The following is a 2,455-nucleotide window of genomic DNA, read 5'->3' as shown; positions in this document are numbered from 1 at the left end:
GGTGCCTGGGCGCCCTCCTACGGGCCGGGCGCGTCGATGGCCGATCCGGCGCCGGCCGCCACCCCGCGGCAGGGCGAAATCCCGGCAGAATACCGGCTGGCCGGCGATGCGGAGCTCGAGGAGCGGATCCTGGCCGCCAAGGCAAAGCTGGGCGACAAGCTGGTCATCCTCGGCCACTTCTACCAGCGCGACGAAGTGGTCAAATACGCCGATTTCGTGGGCGACTCGTTCCAGCTGGCGCGGGCCGCCAAGGAAAAGCCGGAGGCCGAAGTCATCGTCTTCTGCGGCGTGCACTTCATGGCGGAAACCGCCGACATGCTTTCCGGGCCCGAACAGGCCGTGATCCTGCCGAACCTGGCCGCCGGCTGCTCCATGGCGGACATGGCGGACATCGACTCGGTGCAGGCCTGCTGGGACCAGCTCGCCGGCGTGCTCGGCAGCGGTCCGGACGCCGACGGCAAGGTCCCAGTCATCCCGGTCACCTACATGAACTCGTCGGCCGCGCTCAAGGGCTTCTGCGGAGAGAACGGCGGGATCGTCTGCACGTCCTCGAACGCCGAGACAGTGCTGGAGTGGGCCTTCGAGCGCGCCCACCGGGTCCTCTTCTTCCCCGACCAGCACCTGGGCCGCAACACGGCCAAGGCCATGGGCGTGCCGCTGGAGCAGATGCCCATGTGGAATCCGCGCCAGCCCCTGGGCGGCAACGACGAGGCGGCGCTGCAGGAGTCGCGCGTGATCCTCTGGCACGGCTTCTGCTCCGTGCACAAGCGCTTCACCGTGGACCAGATCGAGAAGGCACGCGCCGACTACCCGGGCGTCCGGGTGATCGTGCACCCCGAATGCCCCATGCCGGTGGTGGACGCCGCGGATGAGTCCGGTTCCACCGACTACATCCGCAAGGCCGTGGCCGCCGCCACCGAGCCGACCGTCTTCGCGATCGGCACCGAGGTCAACATGGTCAACCGGCTGGCCGCCGAGTACCCGCAGCACACCATCTTCTGCCTCGACCCGGTGATCTGTCCATGCTCCACGATGTACCGGATTCACCCGGGCTATCTGGCCTGGGTGCTGGAAGCCTACGCCGGAACCGGCCAGCTGCCCGGCGGTGAAGTCCTCAACCGGATCACCGTGCCCGATTCGGTGGCCGTTCCCGCCCGCGTGGCGCTGGAACGGATGCTGGCAGCCAGGCCGTGAACCTCGAACCGGCCCGGCGCGTGGCGGTGGTGGGGTCCGGCATCGCCGGGCTCTACGCCGCCGCGCTCGCCGCGGAACGCCCGGACACGGCCGTCACCCTGATCACCAAGGGCGGGCTGGCCGAGTCCAACACCTGGCACGCCCAGGGCGGAATCACCGCTGTCACCGCGCAGGGAACCGCGGCCGGCGATTCCGTCGCGGCGCACATCGCCGACACCCTCGCCGCCGGCGCCTTCATGAACGACGACGGCGCCGTGCGCCTGCTGTGCGCAGGTGCGGCGGCGGAAATCGCCACCCTGGAAGAGTGGGGCGTGGACTTCGACCGGCACGGCGGTGAATTGTCGCTCGGGTTGGAAGGGGCCCACTCGGCGCCGCGGATCCTGCATGCCGGCGGTGACCGCACCGGGGCAGGCATCGCCGAAGTGCTGATCCGCGTGGTCCGCGGCCCGGCGGAGGCGGGCCGGCTGGAGATCCTTGAGCACACGATGGTGCGGCGGCTGCTCACGGCCGGCGCGCGCGTGGCGGGCGTGGAGCTGATGCCCATGGGAGCAGGCGCGGTGCCCGACTACCTGGACACCGACGTCGTGATCCTCGCGACCGGCGGCGCCGGGCAGCTGTACCCCGCCACCACCAACCCCGCCGCCGCTACCGGCGACGGCGTGGCGCTGGCCTGGGAAGCCGGTGCGGTCCTGGCTGACCTTGAGTTCATCCAGTTTCACCCCACCCTGCTGGACCCGGCGGCGACCGGCGGCAGGGCCTTCATGATTTCGGAGGCGGTACGCGGCGAAGGCGCCGTGCTGGTGGATGCGGCGGGGGAGCGGTTCATGCCGGCGCTGCATCCGGACGCCGAGCTGGCGCCCCGTGACGTGGTCTCGCGCTGCATCCACAACCAGCTCCGGCTGCAGGAGGACAACGGGCTGCTGCCGCAGGTCTTCCTTGACGCCACCGGACTCGAGCGGGAGAAGGGCGCCGGTTTCCTGGCGGCGAGGTTCCCGATGATCGACGCCACCGTCCGCTCCCTGGGCTTCGACTGGACGCGGCAACCGCTGCCGGTGCGTCCGGCCTCGCACTACTGGATGGGCGGCGTGCGGACCGACCACGACGGCCGGACCTCGGTGCCCGGGCTGCTGGCCGTGGGCGAGGTCGCCCGCACCGGAGTGCACGGGGCCAACCGGCTGGCCTCGAACTCACTGCTGGAAGGCCTGGTTTTCGCCCGCCGTGCCGTGCGCGCGCTGGACCGGCCGGAGGCCGTGCCGGTGTT

2 protein-coding genes are annotated in these 2,455 nt (G+C 71.1%); both read left to right on the top strand.

What is annotated here, in order from left to right:
* Positions 1-1,194 (top strand): quinolinate synthase NadA (nadA, locus tag AC5RUJ_RS14600; RefSeq protein ID WP_494156081.1); only part of this gene is annotated, 1,194 nt, incomplete at its 5' end.
* On the top strand, positions 1,191-2,455 hold a 1,265-nt coding region (locus AC5RUJ_RS14595; protein WP_494156080.1), incomplete at its 3' end, for an L-aspartate oxidase. The genes nadA and AC5RUJ_RS14595, both read left to right, overlap by 4 nt.

Source organism: Arthrobacter sp. Y3223164 (assembly GCF_059091005.1).
The sequence above is the reverse complement of the archived record's forward strand: the minus strand, read 5'-3'. Positions and strand labels throughout refer to the sequence as shown.